Below are 16,802 nucleotides of genomic sequence, written 5' to 3' on the forward strand. Positions count from 1 at the left end.
GGAATCGAGACTATGGAAACGCTGACCACCCTCAAGGTTATCCACATTGCCGCCACCGTGTTGCTGCTGCTCAGCGGCCTCGGCCTGGCGGTACTGGCCTGGCGCAAGCGCAGCGCCGGGCCGGCGGTGACTGTGCAACGGCCGTGGGCATTTGTGTGGCTGCTGATGGGTATCTGCCTGCTCAGCATGCCGTTCACCGGCTGGTGGCTGGTGCACCTGACCGGCTGGCCGCTGGGGCAAACCTGGATTCTGGGCTCCAGCATTCTCTACACCGTGGCGGCGCTGGCGTGGTTCTGGCTGGTGGCGCGGCTTAATCGGCTGCGTAGAGGCGAGGGTGGCAGCCTGAATTTCACTGTGGTGCTGGCGGTGGTGAGCCTGGTGGGGTTTGTGGCGATTGCCGGGCTTATGGGGGCCAAGCCGGTTTAAGGCTTGAGACCGCGTCGGCTTCATCGGGGGCAAGCCCCCTCCCACATTTGAAATGCGTTCCAAGTGTGGGAGGGGGCTTGCCCCCGATAGCGTTATCAGCTGCGCAGCGTAATCACCGGCCAGCCGCGACGTTCAGCCTCAGCCCGCAAATTGGGGTCCGGATCCACCGCCACCGGATGCGTCACCTGCTCCAGCAACGGCAAATCATTCATCGAGTCGCTATAGAAGTAGCTGTCCTCCAGGCTATACCCGGTCTCTTCCAGCCAACGGTTCAAGCGCGTCACCTTGCCTTCGCGAAAGCACGGCACATCGGTGCTGCGTCCGGTGTAGCGGCCGTTTTCCATCTCGCATTCGGTGGCAATCAGGGTTTCAACGCCCAGGCGTGCGGCAATCGGCGCGGTGACGAAACGGTTGGTGGCGGTGATGATCACCAGCTTGTCGCCGGCGGCGCGGTGCGTGGCCAGCAGTTCCAGGGCCTTGGGCAAGATGATCGGCTCGATGCAGTCGCGCATATAGTCGTTGTGCCATTCATCCAACTGAGCCACCTCGGTGCGGCCGAGGATTTCCAGGCAGAAGTTCAGGTAAGCGGCGTTGTCCAGCGTGCCGGCCAGGTAGTCCTGGTAGAACTCGTCGTTGCGGGCCTTGTAGGCCACCGCATCGAGAATCCCGCGTTCACACAGGTAATCGCCCCAGGCGTGGTCGCTGTCACCGCCGATCAGGGTGTTGTCCAAGTCGAATAAAGCCAGGCGCATTGCAGTTACTCGCTGAAAAGTCTGTAAAAAGGCGTCCAGAATACGGTCTTTTCACAAGAGTGCACATAAGGTAAGAAGCCTCGTTGCCGCTGGAGGAAGCTTTGTGGAACAATGCGACGATATGCGTTTGCGAGGTTGTTGCCGTGATCGACCCCGATGGTTTCCGTCCTAATGTCGGGATTATTCTCACGAATGATGCCGGACAGGTGCTATGGGCTCGCCGAATCAACCAAGATGCCTGGCAGTTTCCTCAAGGTGGGATCAACCCCGATGAAACCCCTGAAGACGCCTTGTACCGTGAGTTGAACGAAGAAGTCGGCCTTGAGCGCGAAGATGTGCAAATTCTGGCCTGTACCCGTGGCTGGTTGCGCTATCGTTTGCCGCAACGCCTGGTGCGTACCCACAGCCAACCGCTGTGTATCGGCCAGAAGCAGAAATGGTTTCTCCTGCGCCTGATCTCCAATGAGCAGCGGGTGCGGATGGATTTGACCGGTAAACCGGAGTTCGACGGCTGGCGCTGGGTCAGTTATTGGTACCCGCTGGGCCAGGTGGTGACATTCAAGCGCGAGGTTTATCGTCGCGCTCTCAAAGAGCTTGCCCCGCGCCTTTTATCGCGCGACTGACGACGGAGTTCGACCCCGAGCCATGCTCAATACGCTGCGCAAGATCGTCCAGGAAGTTAACTCCGCCAAGGATCTCAAGGCGGCGTTGGGGATTATTGTGTTGCGCGTCAAGGAAGCCATGGGCAGCCAGGTCTGCTCGGTTTACCTGCTGGACCCCGAGACCAACCGTTTTGTGCTGATGGCCACGGAGGGCTTGAACAAGCGCTCCATCGGCAAAGTCAGCATGGCGCCCAATGAAGGTCTGGTGGGCCTGGTGGGGACGCGTGAAGAACCCCTGAACCTTGAAAATGCGGCCGATCACCCGCGTTATCGCTACTTTGCCGAAACCGGCGAAGAACGCTACGCCTCGTTCCTCGGTGCACCGATCATTCACCACCGCCGCGTCGTCGGCGTGCTGGTCATCCAACAGAAAGAACGCCGTCAGTTCGACGAAGGTGAAGAAGCCTTCCTGGTGACCATGAGCGCGCAGCTCGCCGGGGTTATCGCCCACGCCGAGGCCACCGGCTCGATTCGCGGCCTGGGGCGCCAGGGCAAGGGCATCCAGGAAGCCAAGTTCGTCGGCGTGCCGGGTTCGCCGGGTGCCGCCGTGGGTACCGCCGTGGTCATGCTGCCACCGGCCGACCTCGATGTGGTGCCGGACAAGACCGTCGATGACATCGACGCTGAGATCAAACTGTTCAAGACCGCCCTGGAAGGCGTGCGCGCCGATATGCGCAACCTGTCGACCAAGCTGGCGACCCAGTTGCGCCCCGAAGAGCGTGCGCTGTTCGATGTCTACCAGATGATGCTGGACGACGCGTCCCTGGGCAACGAAGTCAAGACCGTGATCAAGACCGGCCAGTGGGCCCAGGGCGCACTGCGCCAGGTGGTCACCGATCACGTCAACCGTTTCGAAATGATGGACGACGCCTACCTGCGCGAGCGTGCCTCGGATGTACGCGACCTGGGTCGCCGTCTGCTCGCCTACCTGCAGGAAGACCGCACCACCAACCTGGTCTACCCCGACAACACCATCCTGATCAGCGAAGAACTGACCGCCACCATGCTCGGCGAAGTGCCTGAGGGCAAACTGGTGGGCCTGGTCTCGGTATTGGGTTCGGGCAACTCCCACGTGGCGATCCTGGCCCGTGCCATGGGCATCCCGACGGTGATGGGCCTGGTGGACCTGCCGTATTCCAAAGTGGATGGTATCGACATGATCGTCGATGGCCATCGCGGCGAAGTCTTCACCAACCCCAGCGAATTGCTGCGCAAGCAATACGCCGAGGTGGTCGAGGAAGAGAAACAGCTGGCGCTGGGCCTGGACTCATTGCGCGAACTGCCGTGCGTGACCATCGACGGCCACCGTGTGCCGCTGCTGGTCAACACCGGTCTGCTGGCCGATGTGGCCCGTGCGCAGCAGCGTGGCGCGGAAGGGGTAGGGCTGTACCGCACCGAAGTGCCGTTCATGATCAACCAGCGTTTCCCGAGTGAGAAGGAGCAGCTGGCGATTTATCGCGAGCAACTGCAAGCCTTCCATCCGTTGCCGGTGACCATGCGCAGCCTGGATATCGGCGGCGACAAGTCACTGTCGTATTTCCCGATCAAGGAAGACAACCCCTTCCTCGGCTGGCGCGGTATTCGCGTCACCCTCGACCACCCTGAAATTTTCCTGGTGCAGACCCGCGCCATGCTCAAGGCCAGCGAAGGCCTGAACAACCTGCGTATCCTGCTGCCGATGATCTCCGGCACCCACGAGCTGGAAGAAGCCCTGCACCTGATCCACCGCGCCTGGGGCGAAGTGCGCGACGAAGGCGCCGACGTGCCGATGCCGCCGATTGGCGTGATGATCGAAATTCCGGCGGCGGTGTACCAGGCCAAGGAGCTGGCGCGGCAGGTGGACTTCCTGTCGGTGGGCTCCAACGACCTGACCCAGTACCTGCTGGCCGTGGACCGCAACAACCCACGGGTCGCCGACCTTTACGACTACCTGCACCCGGCCGTGCTGCAAGCGCTGCAACACGTCGTGCGCGACGCCCATGCCGAAGGCAAGCCGGTGAGTATCTGCGGGGAAATGGCCGGCGACCCGGCGGCGGCGGTGCTGTTGATGGCGATGGGCTTTGACAGCCTGTCGATGAACGCCACCAACTTGCCGAAAGTGAAGTGGATGCTGCGCCAGGTTGAATTGAGCATGGCCAAGGATTTGCTGGCCGAGCTGATGACCATCGACAACCCGCAGGTTATCCACAGCTCGCTGCAATTGGCGCTGAAGAATCTGGGGCTGACGCGGATGATCAATCCGGCTTCTGCGAAAACTCTCTAGAGACATGCGCTGATCAAAAATGTGGGAGGGGGCAAGCCCCCTCCCACATTTGATTTTTGGTGTGATTAAAGATTGAGTTCGACTTCACCCAGCCTGCCACCCTGCGGCCCGAAACTGCGCTCCACCATCCGCCGCGTGCCGTTGGCATTCACAATCAGCGCCGTGCTCGCCCGTGTTCCGTAACTGGGGCTGGCGATAAATACGCTCGACAACAGGCTCTCCGTCGCCAGGCCGACGCCGGTATCCGGCAGCTCGGCGAACGGTGCGGTCTGCGGGTCGCTCAAGATATCCAGCAACGCCTGTGGCTGCGGATCGTCGAGGATGTCTGCGAGTGCGGCCCTGGCCTTGAGCAACTTCGGCCAGGGCGTATTCAGCCCGGCATTAGACAAACCGTACACGCCGGCCTTCAACCGCGTCGGCGTGGTCTCGTTGGCGTTGTAATGCCACAATTGGTCCGGTGTGCCCACCAGCAGGTTGAACCCGGCGTATTCAATCGAGCGGCCATTAACATCGGCCAGATAGTCGTCAATCGACAGCAAACCACTGAGAAAACGCGCCACCAGTTCGCCACGGGACTTGCGTGACGGTGGCTGGTGCGGGTCGCGGATATTGGTCAGTGCGGCAAAGCGCCCGTCGGCGTTAACCCCCAGCCAGGTGCCGCCCGCTTCCTGGTCGCGACCGGCATAGACCTGGGGTAGATCCGGCCATTGCGCCAGGGGCAGGCTGGGCCGGGCGTAGAACTCATCGCGGTTGGCCGCGACGATCAGCGGTTGGGCATGGCCCGGCCGCCAGGCAAAGACAATCAGGCACATCGGGCGATCCCTTGTGTGTTTTTTCTCCACTCTACCCACACAACCGCAGGCGTTCCATCGCAACGAAGTTGGGCCGCGCACCTTCGATCCGTTAACATGCCGGGCCGTTGGGTGTGTATGTGAACTTCTTAATTTGATCTCGCAGCTGTAACGCAGGCTTAATCGCGCATCGGCATGGTCCGATGCGTCATGACTAAATGTTTAACGAGGAGTCGCAATGCTGCCTTACCCGCAGATCGATCCGGTGGCCCTGGCCATCGGTCCGCTGAAAATCCACTGGTACGGGTTGATGTACCTGATCGGCATCGGCGGTGCCTGGCTGCTGGCTTCCCGGCGCCTGAACCGTTTCGACCCGACCTGGACCAAGGAGAAGCTCTCCGACATGGTGTTCTGGATGTCGATGGGGGTGATTGTCGGCGGACGCCTGGGGTATGTGCTGTTTTACGATTTGTCGGCGTATATCGCCAACCCGACGCTGATCTTCGAGGTGTGGAAGGGCGGCATGGCGTTCCATGGCGGCTTTGTCGGCGTGATGATCGCCGCCTGGTGGTTCGGCCGACGCAACGGCAAGTCGTTCTTCCAGTTGATGGACTTCGTCGCACCGCTCGTGCCCATCGGCCTGGGCGCCGGGCGCATCGGTAACTTTATCAACGCCGAGCTGTGGGGCAAGCCCACCGACGTGCCGTGGGCCATGGTGTTCCCGCCGTTCAGCGACCCGGCGCAACTGCCGCGCCATCCGTCGCAGCTGTACCAATTCGCCCTGGAAGGTGTGGCACTGTTCCTCATCCTCTACCTCTTTTCACGTAAACCTCGCCCAACCATGGCGGTTTCCGGGATGTTCGCGCTGTTCTACGGGATCTTCCGCTTTATCGTCGAGTTCGTGCGGGTGCCGGATGCGCAGTTGGGCTACCTGGCATGGGGCTGGCTGACCATGGGCCAGGTCCTCAGTATTCCGATGATCCTGGCGGGCCTGGGCCTGTTGTGGTGGGCATACAACCGTCCGCAACCGCTGAAGAACGCCGCGCTTTAAATTCGAATGCCAGGACCAGGAGGTCCTGGCTTCAACGATACGGGTAATCACATGAAGCAATACCTCGAACTCCTGCACGACGTCGTGACCAATGGCCTGACCAAGGGCGATCGTACCGGCACCGGCACCAAGGCCGTGTTCGCCCGCCAGTATCGGCATAACCTGGCCGACGGCTTCCCGCTGCTGACCACCAAGAAGCTGCACTTCAAAAGCATCGCCAACGAGCTGATCTGGATGTTGAGCGGTAACACCAACATCAAGTGGCTCAACGAAAACGGCGTGCGCATCTGGGACGAATGGGCCACCGAAGACGGCGACCTGGGCCCGGTGTACGGCGAGCAGTGGACCGCCTGGCCCACCAGGGACGGCGGCACGATCAACCAGATCGACTACATGGTTCACACGCTCAAGACCAACCCCAACAGCCGCCGCATCCTGTTCCACGGCTGGAACGTCGAATACCTGCCGGACGAAACCAAGAGCCCCCAGGAAAACGCGCGTAACGGCAAGCAAGCGCTGCCACCGTGCCACCTGCTCTACCAGGCGTTCGTGCACGACGGCCACCTGTCGATGCAGTTGTACATCCGCAGCTCCGATGTCTTCCTCGGCCTGCCCTATAACACCGCCGCGCTGGCGTTGCTCACCCACATGCTGGCTCAGCAGTGCGACCTGATCCCCCACGAGATCATCGTCACCACCGGCGATACCCACGCCTACAGCAACCACATGGAACAGATCCGCACCCAGCTGGCGCGCACGCCGAAAAAGCTGCCGGAACTGGTGATCAAGCGTAAACCGGCATCGATCTACGACTACAAGTTCGAAGACTTCGAAATCGTTGGCTATGACGCGGACCCGAGCATCAAGGCTGAAGTCGCGATCTAAACCCAGTCTCGGTAAAAGTGTGGGAGGGGGCTTGCCCCCGATAGCGGTGTGTCAGTACCCAATATTCTGACTGACACACCGCAATCGGGGGCAAGCCCCCTCCCACATTTTGATCTGTGTTCACTTGAGGCTAATGGCCGTGGCTGCGGCCCACGTGCGAGGGCTCGGCCTCGCTGGCCGCAATCCCGCCGCTGACTTCCAACTGCTGCAGGATTCCACACGGCTCCCCACCCCCGCAGCGCTGGCGCAGGTCCAGCAATTGCTCCTGCAACGCCAGCAGCCCATCGATCCGCGCCTTTACATGGTGGATATGCTCATCAATCAACGCATTCACGCTTTCGCACTGGTCCTGGGGGCTGTCGCGCAGGTTTAGCAGGCTGCGGATTTCTTCCAGTGTCATGTCGAGGCTGCGGCAGTTGCGGATAAAGATCAGCCGCTCGGTATGCGCCTGGGTGTACACGCGGTAGTTGCCGTCCGTGCGCGCGGGGGGTGGCAGCAGGCCTTCCTTCTCGTAATAACGGATGGTTTCCACCGGGCAGTCGGTGAGTTTGGCCAGTTCGCCTATCTTCATCGCAGCAATCTCCAAATGGGTGCTTGACCCTATAGTGGCTACAGGGTCTTTACTTGGCAACAGGCACCTTTCCGGACGCGACACCATGAGCGATTCCCTCCACACCCCGCACAAGCACGACCACGATCACGATCACGGCGAGCACACGCTCAAGCCGGTGCATGACCACGGCGGCGCCTGCTGTTCCGGCGCTCCGGCACCTGCGCGGGTGCAACTGAGCGACGCCCCCACCGCCGGCTCGCGCCTGAGTACCTTTCGCATCGAAGCGATGGACTGCCCTACCGAACAGACGCTGATCCAGAACAAACTGGGCAAGCTTGCCGGCGTGCAGCAGTTGGAATTCAACCTGGTCAACCGCATCCTCGGCGTCACCCACGATTTGCCGAGCACTGCGCCGATCATCGACGCGATCAAATCCATCGGCATGCAGGCCGACCCGATTGAAGAAGGCACGCCTGCCGCCGCCCCGCCTGCCAAGAAGCACTGGTGGCCGCTGGCTGTGTCGGGCGTGGGCGCGTTGGGCGCCGAGGTCCTGCATTTCAGCGGCATTGCACCGACCTGGGTGATTGCCCTGGTGGCATTGGTGTCGATCCTCAGCGGTGGTCTCACCACCTACAAAAAGGGCTGGATTGCCCTGAAAAACCTCAACCTGAACATCAACGCATTGATGAGTATCGCCGTGACCGGCGCGGTGCTGATTGGCCAGTGGCCGGAAGCGGCGATGGTGATGTTCCTGTTTACGGTGGCCGAGTTGATCGAAGCCAAGTCGCTGGACCGTGCGCGCAATGCCATCAGCGGCTTGATGCAGATGACCCCGGAACAGGCCACGGTGCGGCAGGCTGATGGTGCCTGGATGGAACAGGAAGTGAAAAGCATCGATCTTGGCGCCATTGTGCGGGTCAAGCCCGGTGAGCGCATTGGCCTGGACGGCGAGGTGACTGCTGGGCAATCCACTATCGACCAGGCACCGATCACCGGTGAAAGCCTGCCGATTGAGAAGACCGTGGGCGATAAAGTCTTCGCCGGCACGATCAACCAGGCCGGTTCCCTGGAATACACAGTGACCGCAGCGGCCAACAACTCCACCCTGGCGCGGATCATCCACGCGGTGGAGCAGGCTCAGGGCGCCCGAGCACCGACCCAGCGTTTTGTCGACCGCTTCTCGACAATCTACACCCCGGCGGTGTTCCTGTTCGCCCTGGGCGTGGCCGTCATCCCGCCGCTGTTCATGGCGGGCGTCTGGTTCGACTGGATCTACCGCGCCCTGGTGTTGCTGGTGGTCGCGTGCCCGTGCGCCCTGGTGATCTCCACCCCGGTGACCATCGTCAGCGGCCTTGCGGCGGCGGCGCGCAAAGGCATCCTGATCAAGGGCGGCGTGTACCTGGAGGGCGGTTACAAGCTCGACTACCTGGCCCTGGACAAGACCGGCACCATCACCCACGGCAAGCCGGTGCAAACCGACTATGTGCCGCTGTTCGACACCGTACAGGACAGCGCGCCGGCCCTGGCCGCGAGTCTGGCGGGGCGTTCCGACCACCCGGTGTCCCTGGCCATTGCCAACGCGGCGGTGGATAAAAACCTGCCGTCCCACGTTGTGGATAACTTCGAGGCATTGCCCGGGCGTGGTGTGCGCGGTGACATCAACGGCGAAACCTACCATCTGGGCAACCACCGTCTGGTGGAAGACCTCGGGCTGTGCTCGCCGGCGCTGGAGGAGAAGCTCTTCGCCCTGGAAAAACAGGGCAAATCCGTGGTGTTGCTGCTCGACAAGTCCGGCCCACTGGCCTTGTTCGCGGTGGCCGACACCGTCAAGGACAGCAGCCGCGAAGCCATCCGGCAACTGCACGACCTGGGCGTCAAGACCTTGATGCTGACCGGTGATAACACCCACACCGCCCAGGCGATTGCGGCTCAGGTCGGTATCGATCAGGCCCGGGGCGACTTGTTGCCCACCGACAAGCTGCAAGCGATTGAAACGCTCTACGGCCAGGGCTACCGCGTCGGCATGGTCGGCGACGGCATCAACGACGCACCGGCCCTGGCCCGTGCCGAAATCGGCTTTGCCATGGCTGCGGCGGGCACCGACACCGCGATCGAGACCGCCGACGTGGCATTGATGGACGATGACCTGCGCAAGATTCCGGCATTCATCCGGCTCTCCAGGCAAACGTCGAGTATCCTCAAGCAGAACATCGCCCTGGCGCTGGTGATCAAGGCGATTTTCCTGGCGGTCACGTTCCTGGGCATGGCGACCATGTGGATGGCGGTGTTCGCCGACATGGGCGTCAGCCTGCTGGTGGTGTTCAATGGCCTGCGCCTGTTGCGCAAATAGACGATGAGAGGGCGGTGTGCTGAGTGCTGAGCTGAAGGCGTTTTACAAGGTCGCCCGCCTGGGCAGCATCACCCAGGCGGCGAAAAAACTCGGCCTGAGCCAGCCCACAGTCACCACCCAGATTCGCAACCTGGAAAGCCAATACGGCGTTGAACTGTTCTACCGTGGCGGTCGCCGTCTGACGGTAAGCGATGAAGGCGCGCGGCTGTTGCCGATGGTCAAGGCGCTGTTGCAGCAGGAAGCGGATATCGAGTTTTTCCTGCGTAACAACGGCCAGGTTCAAGGCGCGCTGAGGATCGCCGCGACGGCGCCGTATTACATCCTCGATCTGGTCAAAGCCTTTCGCGAACGCCTGCCGCAAGTGGAAGTGTCGGTGGAAATCGGCAACTCCCAGCAGGTGCTCGAAGCGCTGGACGACTACCGTGTCGACGTCGCCGCCTCGTCGCAACTGCTGGAGGACGCGCGCCTGGTGCGTCGTGTGCTCGGCACTGATCCTCTGGTATTGGCGGTGCATCGCAACCATCCGTTGGCCAGGCTTGATCATGTGCCGTTGACTGCGCTGGCCGGGCATACGCTGCTGATGCGTGAAGCGGGGTCCACCACCCGCAGGCTGACGGAAGACATGCTTCAGGGCGCTGGCGTCAGCTACGGGCCGCTGCTGGAAATCGGCAGTCGTGAGTCGATCCGCGAGGCGGTGCTGCGCAATATCGGCATCAGCATCATTGCGCGGCAGGAAGTGCCCCATGATCCGCAGCTGAAGGTGCTGACCCTCGAGAATGCGCCGCAGATTCCGGAGTATCTGTACTGCCTCAAGGAGCGCAAAGGTGCGCGGCTGCCGGCGGCTTTCCTTGGCCTGGCTCAGGAAATGTCGCCAATTTAACCTTTGTGGCTGGCTTGAGGGCCAATCGGGGGCAAGCCCCCTCCCACAGTTGACCGAGTTCCAACATGAGAACGTGGTCAAAATGTGGGAGGGGGCTTGCCCCCGATAGCGGTAGATGCACAACCCAAATCCACCAATACCCCTATCACGCCCTTTTGCCCTTCTGCCACATCAGCGAAGTATTCCCCCCCTAGCATGGCCTTCATCCGATCGATGAGGCGCCACCATGAACACAGCCCTGACCCACCCCGGCGCACCGATGAAGGTGCGCGGTCTCCAGAAACGCTTCGGCGCCTTTACCGCGCTCGATAACGTGTCCCTGGATGTCGCCGCCGGTGAGCTGGTGTGCCTGCTGGGCCCGTCCGGCTGCGGCAAGACCACCATGCTGCGCTGCATCGCCGGCCTTGAGCACCAGGACAGCGGCGAAATTTACCTGGGTGACCGCGATGTTTCCCGGCTGCCGCCCCAGGCGCGGGACTACGGCATCCTGTTCCAGTCCTACGCGCTGTTTCCCAACCTGACCGTAGAAGCGAACATCGGCTACGGCCTTACCGGCAGCGGTCGCGATGAGGTGCGCAAGCGTGTCGGGCAGATGCTTGAGCTGGTCGGCCTGCTCGGCAGCGAAAAGAAATACCCCGGCCAATTGTCCGGCGGGCAACAGCAGCGGGTAGCCCTGGCGCGTGCCCTGGCGCCGGCACCTTCGTTATTGCTGCTGGATGAACCGATGTCGGCCCTCGACGCCCAGGTTCGCGAGCATCTGTGCACCGAACTGCGCCAACTGCAACGACGCCTGGGCATCACCACGCTGATGGTCACCCACAATCAGGACGAAGCCATGCTGATGGCCGACCGTATCGCCGTGATGAACAACGGCAAGGTCGAGCAATACGCGACGCCCCAGGACATCTACGACCGCCCGGCCACGCCGTTCGTGGCGGAATTTGTCGGCCAGGGCAATTGGTTGCCGTTCAGCCGCAACAGCGCCAGCCACGCCCAGGTCGGTGGGCTGAAGATGCGCCTGGCCGACGACGCCGGCATGGCCACCTCCGGTCGCCTGTTCTGCCGGCCGGAAGCCATCAGCGTGAATCCGCCGGTGCATGAAGAAAACCTGTTTGCGGCCAAGGTGCGCGAGATCACGTTTCTGGGCAACCGCTGCCGCATGAGCTTCGAACTGGCGCAGCTGCCGGGCCACGCGTTGCTGGCCGAACTTGCGCCACACGACATGCCGCGCCTGGGCAGCCAGGATATCTGGGTGGCGTTGCCGCCGCGCAGCCTGCAGGTGTTTGCCTGAGATGGCTGCGATCATGAGCGTGCAGCTGCCGCGTCAGGCGGCCCGCGCCGGGTGGGGTGACCGCCTCTTCGTGGTCGGCGGCAAATGGCTCTGGCTGGGCCTGTTGGTGGTGGCGGTGCTGCTGCCGCTGCTGGCGATCTTCTGGCGTGGCTTCAGCAGCGAAGCCGGACAGGGCGGCGGCCTGATCGCCGCACGGGAATTGCTGACCAGCGCCAATTTCCACTGGTTGCTGGGCAATAGCCTGAAAGTCTCCCTGAGCGTAGCCGCCATCGTCGTACCGCTGGCCTATCTGTTTGCCTACGCGCTGCAGCGCACCTTGATTCCCGGCAAAGTGATCTGGCGCGGTGTGTCGCTGCTGCCCTTAATGGCGCCCTCGATGTTGCCGGGCATCGCGCTGGTGTATCTGTTCGGCAACCAGGGGCTGCTGCGTGGGTTGCTCTCGGACAATATCTACGGTTTCTGGGGCATTGTCCTGGGCGAAGTGATTTACACCTTCCCACACGCCCTGATGATTCTGCTGTCCGCATTGTCGCTGGCGGATGCGCGCTTGTTCGACGCAGCTTCCAGCATGGGCGCCAGCCCCGCCCGGGCCTTTCGCAGCATCACCTGGCCGGCCACGCGCCAGGCGGTGTTCGCGGCGTTCTGCCTGGTGTTTACGTTGACGATCACCGACTTCGGCGTGCCGGTGGTGGTCGGCGGCGACTACCAGGTGCTGGCCCTGGAAGCCTACAAGGCGGTGGTTGGTCAGCAACAATTCGGGCGTGGCGCGTTGATCGGCATGGTGCTGCTGTTGCCGGCGCTGTTCAGCTTTGGCGTGGATGCGTGGTTGCGCCGCCGTCACGGTGATGCGATGAGCGGCCGTGCCCAGGTCTTTCAGCCGCTGCCGTCGCGTCCAAGGGATGGCTGCTACCTGGCCATCGTGCTGCTGATCTGCGCGGCCCTGCTGCTGGTGTTCGGCATGGCGGTGTATTCCTCGCTGGTCAAATTCTGGCCCTATAACCTGTCGCTGTCGCTCAACCACTATCAGTTCGAAGACACCGCCGGTGGCGGTTGGCTGGCCTATCGCAACAGCCTGACCATGGCACTGTGCACGGCGCTGATCGGCAGTGTGCTGATCTTCACCGGTGCCTATTTGATGGAAAAAACCAAGGGCCAAAAGGGCCTGAATCTGGCCCTGCGCCTGCTCAGCTTTGTGCCGATGGCCGTGCCGGGCCTGGTGCTTGGCCTGGGCTATGTGTTCTTTTTCAACCTCGGCGGCAACCCGCTGCATGTGTTCTACGGCAGCATGGCACTGCTGGTGGTGTGCACCATCGCTCACTACCTGACCACTGCACAAATGACCGCCACCACCGCATTGCGCCAACTGGACGCCGAGTTCGAAGCCGCCGCGTTGTCCCTCAAGGCGCCGCTCTACCGCCATTACCTGAAAGTGACGGTGCCGATCTGCCTGCCCGCGCTGCTGGATATTCTGCGTTACCTGTTCGTGTCGGCAATGACCACCGTCTCCGCTGCGATCTTTCTCTACAGCCCCGACACCATCCTCGCCGCCGTTGCCGTGTTGAACATGGACGACGCCGGCAATGTGGGCGGTGCGGCGGCCATGTCGACCCTGATTCTGTTCACCTCAGGCAGCGTTTCGTTGCTGCTGGCGTGGGCTTCACGTGGCGCCTTGCGCCGCTCCCAAGCCTGGCGCCAGACCGCGCCCGGGCAATGATCCTTCAAAGGAGGTATTCCATGTTCAAGCCCCTGGCGCTGGTCGCTGCCGTACTCACTGCATTCAGCCTGAATGCCTTCGCCAAGACTGAGCTGACCGTGTACACGGCCCTCGAAGCCGAACAGTTGAAGACCTACAAAAAGGCCTTCGAACAGGCCAACCCCGACATCGAGATCAAATGGGTACGCGACTCCACCGGCATCATCACCGCCAAGCTGCTGGCCGAAAAAGACCGCCCGCAGGCTGACGTGGTCTGGGGCCTGGCCGCCTCCAGCCTGGCAATACTCGACCAGCAAGGCATGCTGGACAGCTACGCGCCCAAGGACTTGGACAAGATCGGCAAAAACTACCGCGACGCCGCCAACCCGCCGGCCTGGGTCGGCATGGATGTATGGGCCGCCACCATCTGCTTCAACACCGTCGAAGCCGAAAAGCAGGGCCTGAGCAAGCCGGTGAGCTGGCAGGACCTGACCAAGCCTGAGTACAAGGGCAAGATCGTCATGCCCAACCCGGCCTCCTCCGGCACCGGCTTCCTGGACGTGAGCGCCTGGTTGCAGACCTTCGGCGAGAAGCAGGGTTGGCAGTACATGGACGACCTGCACCAGAACATCGGCCAGTACGTTCACTCCGGCTCCAAGCCCTGCAAGTTGGCGGCATCCGGTGAGTTCCCGATCGGGATTTCGTTTGAATACCCGGCCGTGCAGTTGAAGCGCCAGGGCGCACCGCTGGACATCATCCTGCCCAAAGAGGGCCTGGGCTGGGACATCGAAGCCACGGCGGTGATCAAGGGCACGACCCATGCCGAGGCTGCGAAAAAACTGGCGGACTTCTCTGCAAGCCCGGCGGCGATGGCGTTGTACAAGGACAATTTCGCCGTGCTCGCCCAACCGGGAATCGCCAAGCCGCAGACCGAATTGCCCGCCGATTACGAGCAGCGGTTGATCAAGAACGACTTTGTGTGGGCGTCGAAGCATCGCGACAGCATTCTGGCTGAGTGGCGCAAGCGTTATGACGGGAAGTCGGAGAAACAATAACTTTTACCTCAACCTGTAGGAGCGAGCTTGCTCGCGAAAAACCAACAGGCGACGCGGGTAATCAGACGCACTGCGTCATCGTTGGCGACTTTCGCGAGCAAGCTCGCTCCTACAGAGGGCTGCATACTCCATGACAGATTTACTGATTGTCGGCGCCGGCATCCTCGGCCTCTCCCATGCCTACGCCGCCGCCAAGCGCGGCCTCAAGGTCAAGGTCTTCGAACGCAGCGCCACGCCCCTGGGCGCCTCGGTGCGCAACTTCGGCCAGGCGCTGGTCACCGGCCAACCGCCGGGGCCGATGCTCGACCTGGCAAGGGAAAGCCGCGCTATCTGGGGACATTGGGCGCAGGTGGCCGGCCTTGCGCTCAAGCGCAATGGCTCCTACCTGTTCGCCCGTACCGAAGCCGAAGTGCATCTGCTCGAAGCCTTTTGCCGCGGGCGTGCCCGCGAGCACGGCTACAACGTCGAGCTGCTGCAAGGCGCGGCCTTGAATGACCTGTACGCCGGCCAGTTCCGCCATCACCGCGCCGCGCTGCATGGCAGGGACGACCAGCAACTCTATTCACGCGAAGCGATTCCGGCGCTGATCAACTACCTGGCGCAAGCGCTGAACGTGGAGTTTCACTTTTCCACCCTGGTGCATGACGTCGAGCCGGGCCAGTTGCACAGCACGGCGGGGCGTTTTCGCGGCGAGCAGATCATTGTGTGTTCCGGTCACGACTACCAGACCCTGCTGGCCGATTCGATGGCCGCACTCAACCCGCAAGTCTGCCGCCTGCAAATGCTGCGGGCACGGCCGGCGCATGACCTGAACCTGCAACATGCCTTGCTGACCGGCCTCAGTTGCGTGCATTACGGTGCGTTTGCCGACTTGCCCGGGGCCGCCGCGGTACAGGCGCAGATCCTGCGCGAAACGCCGCACTTGCAGGCGCACGGGATTCACCTGCTGATCAGCCCCACGCCCCATGGCGAGTTGATCATCGGCGATTCCCATGATTACGGCAGCGATGCATCGCCTTTCAACGCCGAACAGATCGATGACTGGCTGATCGAGCTGGCCGAGCAGACCCTGGGTTGCAAGATCCAGGTGGTGGAGCGTTGGCAGGGTGTGTATGGCTCGCGTGGGCCCGCGCCGTTTTCTTTTGTCCAGGCGGCTGCGGGCATCAGCGCCGCGTTGATGCATACCGGTGTGGGCATGAGCGTGGGCCCGGCGATGGCCGAGCGAAATATCACCACAGTGTGGGGGCCGGCGTAATGACTCGGGAGCGCTTGCTTGCCGAGCTGTTCGGCCTGTACGAACGGCATGGCACGGCCGATTACATCGGCGAGCCGGTGTCGCAGATCGAGCACATGTCCCAGGCCGCGCAGCTCGCGATGGCCGAAGGTTTCGACGATGAAGTGGTGCTGGCGGCGTTCTTCCACGATATCGGCCACCTCTGTGGTCAGGGTGGCGAGGGCATGGGTGGGTATGGCGTGCTCAGCCATGAGCGGCTTGGCGCAGACTACCTGCGCCGTGCGGGCTTCAGCGAACGCATGGCGAAGTTGGTGGAATATCACGTACAAGCCAAGCGCTACCTGACCTTCAAGCAGCCGGACTATTACGCACAGTTGAGCGAGGCCAGCCGCCGCACGCTGGCGTATCAGGGAGGAGTGATGACCGCGCAGCAAGCACAGGCATTCGAGCAGGACCCGCTCTGTCACATCAGCCTGCGCATGCGCCATTGGGACGAACAGGCCAAGCAGATGCACGTCTCGGTGCTGGACCTTGAAGTGCTCAAGGCCAAGGCCCTGCGACTATTGGCCGATCAGGACGCGTCCAGCCGCTGAGCCAGCGCCTGGATTTGCTCCTGACGCTCGGTCTGGTTCAACTTGGGGTGTGGGTTGAGCGACGACCATTGCGGATAGGCGCGGGCCCTGTTCAATGCGTCCGGCAGCTTGCCTTCGCGCCAGGTCTTGTCCTGGGGCGTGTCGACTTTGATGCTGTGCATGGCCGCATGGCCGCGCAGGTTCAAGGCCTTGACCAACTGGCGCTGGCGCAGGGCGAGCAGGCGCAGCACGCTGTCGTCGACGGTCAGCTCGCGCTGGCCCTTGATCTTGCCGAGCAGGCGACTGCCATAGCTGCGTGCGGTTTGCAGGGCGCCGCCGGCAAT

Annotated in this window: 16 protein-coding genes; 12 read left to right on the plus strand and 4 right to left on the minus strand. The window is 62.3% G+C overall.

From position 1 onward, the window contains the following. The first annotated feature begins 12 nt into the window (after positions 1-12). Positions 13-426 (plus strand): DUF2269 family protein, encoded by a 414-nt coding sequence (locus tag BFP89_RS19765; protein WP_065887065.1) that lies wholly within the window; start codon positions 13-15, stop codon positions 424-426. Positions 427-521: 95 nt separating this feature from the next. On the opposite strand, the gene BFP89_RS19770 is transcribed toward BFP89_RS19765, so the two are convergent. Beyond that, positions 522-1,178 carry a histidinol-phosphatase gene (locus tag BFP89_RS19770; RefSeq protein ID WP_065887066.1) on the minus strand — a complete coding sequence of 219 codons (657 nt, stop codon included), beginning with the start codon at positions 1,176-1,178 and terminating at the stop codon, positions 522-524. A 143-nt stretch (positions 1,179-1,321) separates the two neighbouring features. On the opposite strand from BFP89_RS19770, the gene BFP89_RS19775 reads away from it, so the two are divergent. Together BFP89_RS19775 and ptsP are read left to right on the plus strand one after the other, a co-directional pair. Next, on the plus strand, positions 1,322-1,801 hold the full coding sequence (locus BFP89_RS19775) for an RNA pyrophosphohydrolase (protein WP_053128161.1): 480 nt from the start codon (positions 1,322-1,324) through the stop codon (positions 1,799-1,801). Positions 1,802-1,823: 22 nt separating this feature from the next. Next, positions 1,824-4,103, plus strand: a complete 2,280-nt coding sequence (gene ptsP, locus BFP89_RS19780) for a phosphoenolpyruvate--protein phosphotransferase (RefSeq protein ID WP_065887067.1) — start codon at positions 1,824-1,826, stop codon at positions 4,101-4,103. 65 nt (positions 4,104-4,168) lie between these two features. Here the strand turns inward: ptsP and BFP89_RS19785 are convergent, their stop codons facing one another. Then, positions 4,169-4,915 (minus strand): NRDE family protein, encoded by a 747-nt coding sequence (locus tag BFP89_RS19785; RefSeq protein ID WP_065887068.1) that lies wholly within the window; start codon positions 4,913-4,915, stop codon positions 4,169-4,171. Between the two features lie 217 nt (positions 4,916-5,132). Between BFP89_RS19785 and lgt the strand changes: the two genes are divergently transcribed. Together lgt and BFP89_RS19795 are read left to right on the plus strand one after the other, a co-directional pair. Further along, on the plus strand, positions 5,133-5,945 hold the full coding sequence (gene lgt / locus BFP89_RS19790; protein ID WP_065887069.1) for a prolipoprotein diacylglyceryl transferase: 813 nt from the start codon (positions 5,133-5,135) through the stop codon (positions 5,943-5,945). Positions 5,946-5,996: 51 nt separating this feature from the next. Next, positions 5,997-6,830 carry a thymidylate synthase gene (locus BFP89_RS19795; RefSeq protein WP_065887070.1) on the plus strand — a complete coding sequence of 278 codons (834 nt, stop codon included), beginning with the start codon at positions 5,997-5,999 and terminating at the stop codon, positions 6,828-6,830. A gap of 130 nt (positions 6,831-6,960) precedes the next feature. Here BFP89_RS19795 and cadR read toward each other — a convergent pair whose 3' ends face one another. Beyond that, entirely contained in the window at positions 6,961-7,401 is a 441-nt protein-coding gene (cadR, locus tag BFP89_RS19800; RefSeq protein ID WP_065887071.1) for a Cd(II)/Pb(II)-responsive transcriptional regulator, read from the minus strand. A gap of 85 nt (positions 7,402-7,486) precedes the next feature. On the opposite strand from cadR, the gene BFP89_RS19805 reads away from it, so the two are divergent. From BFP89_RS19805 to BFP89_RS19835, 7 genes are all read left to right on the plus strand, one after another. Next, positions 7,487-9,733, plus strand: coding sequence for a heavy metal translocating P-type ATPase (locus BFP89_RS19805; RefSeq protein ID WP_065887072.1), 2,247 nt, complete (start codon positions 7,487-7,489; stop codon positions 9,731-9,733). A 16-nt stretch (positions 9,734-9,749) separates the two neighbouring features. Further along, on the plus strand, positions 9,750-10,613 hold the full coding sequence (locus tag BFP89_RS19810; protein WP_065887073.1) for a LysR family transcriptional regulator: 864 nt from the start codon (positions 9,750-9,752) through the stop codon (positions 10,611-10,613). Positions 10,614-10,839: 226 nt separating this feature from the next. After that, entirely contained in the window at positions 10,840-11,904 is a 1,065-nt protein-coding gene (locus BFP89_RS19815; protein WP_065887074.1) for a putative 2-aminoethylphosphonate ABC transporter ATP-binding protein, read from the plus strand. Between the two features lies 1 nt (position 11,905). Then, on the plus strand, positions 11,906-13,618 hold the full coding sequence (locus tag BFP89_RS19820) for a putative 2-aminoethylphosphonate ABC transporter permease subunit (RefSeq protein ID WP_065887075.1): 1,713 nt from the start codon (positions 11,906-11,908) through the stop codon (positions 13,616-13,618). Positions 13,619-13,638: 20 nt separating this feature from the next. Then, on the plus strand, positions 13,639-14,652 hold the full coding sequence (locus BFP89_RS19825; protein WP_065887076.1) for a putative 2-aminoethylphosphonate ABC transporter substrate-binding protein: 1,014 nt from the start codon (positions 13,639-13,641) through the stop codon (positions 14,650-14,652). A 130-nt stretch (positions 14,653-14,782) separates the two neighbouring features. Next, the gene (locus BFP89_RS19830; RefSeq protein ID WP_065887077.1) at positions 14,783-15,907 is read left to right on the plus strand and encodes a TIGR03364 family FAD-dependent oxidoreductase; all 1,125 of its coding nucleotides are present in this window, start codon (positions 14,783-14,785) and stop codon (positions 15,905-15,907) included. Further along, a complete protein-coding gene (locus BFP89_RS19835; protein ID WP_065887078.1) occupies positions 15,907-16,479 on the plus strand; it encodes a phosphonate degradation HD-domain oxygenase in 573 nt (190 codons plus the stop codon). Before BFP89_RS19830 ends, BFP89_RS19835 begins: the two co-directional genes overlap by 1 nt. Here BFP89_RS19835 and BFP89_RS19840 read toward each other — a convergent pair. Beyond that, positions 16,458-16,802 (minus strand): DUF3482 domain-containing protein (locus BFP89_RS19840; protein ID WP_141689112.1); only part of this gene is annotated, 345 nt, incomplete at its 5' end. The two genes, BFP89_RS19835 and BFP89_RS19840, sit on opposite strands and share 22 nt — an antisense overlap.

The organism is Pseudomonas sp. 31 R 17 (genome assembly GCF_900004915.1).
Taxonomy (GTDB): domain Bacteria; phylum Pseudomonadota; class Gammaproteobacteria; order Pseudomonadales; family Pseudomonadaceae; genus Aquipseudomonas; species Aquipseudomonas orientalis_A.